The sequence below is a fragment of the Streptomyces flavofungini genome (assembly GCF_041028215.1).
GTDB classification, from domain to species: Bacteria; Actinomycetota; Actinomycetes; order Streptomycetales; family Streptomycetaceae; genus Streptomyces; species Streptomyces flavofungini_B.
In genome coordinates this window covers 1-925 of sequence record NZ_JASKYR010001334.1, presented here as the reverse complement: position 1 = coordinate 925, position 925 = coordinate 1, and the positions used below count along the sequence as shown (strand labels likewise).

Here is a 925-nt window from a genome sequence, read left to right as displayed (position 1 = left end):
CGTGCTCCGCCCCCGGCGGCCCTCCGCGTTCCCGCGCCCCGCATTGCAGGAGCCCCGTACCACTGGCCTGATTGCCCCGCATCGCATCCCGGCCGCGCCCTCGCGGACGTACCATGACCAGTTGGTCGGGGGCGGTCGCGGACCCCTGGGACGGGCGTGAGAACGGACATGCACTACCGCTTGCTCGGACCGGTCGAGGCATGGCACGAAGGGCGCCGTCTCGCCCTGGGCGGGCCCAAGCCCCGTGCGCTGCTCGCGGCGCTCCTCCTCCAGCCGGGGCAGGTGGTGTCGGCCGATGCCCTGATCGACGCGATCTGGGGCGAACGGCCGCCGGACACGGCGCGCTCGCTCATCCAGTCCTACGTCTCCGCGCTGCGCCGCGCGCTCTCCGCCGACGCGATCGAGACACGTCCGCCCGGCTATCTGATCCACGCCGACGCCGACGTCGTCGACCGTGCCGCGTTCGAGCGGCTCACCGCGCGCGGCAGGCGGGCGGCGGCCGAGGGCGATCACGCGGGGGCGGCCCGGCTGCTGAGCGAGGCCCTCGCGCTCTGGCACGGTCCGGCTCTCGGCGGGATCGGGGAGACCCTGCGGGCCATGGCCGACCAGCTGGAGGAGGCCCGGCAGGCGGCCCTGGAGGAACGGATCGCAGCGGATCTGGCACGGACGGGCCGCGAGACGGAACTGGTCGCCGAACTCACCGCCCTCGTCGCCACGCACCCCACCCGTGAGCGCCCGCGCGGCCAACTGATGCTCGCCCTGTACCGGTTGGGCCGCCAGGCGGACGCGCTCACCGTGTACGAGGAGGGGCGCGCCGCGCTCGCCGAGGAGCTCGGGATCGACCCGGGCCCGAAGCTGCGCGCGCTGCACCAGGCCATTCTGCGGGCGGACGAGGGGCTGCTGCCCGCCGCCGAGGGCCTGGCAC

1 protein-coding gene is annotated in these 925 nt (G+C 75.5%); it reads left to right on the top strand.

From position 1 onward, the window contains the following. Nucleotides 1–168: 168 nt before the first annotated feature. Nucleotides 169–925, top strand: a 757-nt coding sequence (locus tag AB8Z36_RS40865; RefSeq protein ID WP_369218402.1) for an AfsR/SARP family transcriptional regulator, incomplete at its 3' end; no start/stop codon positions are given.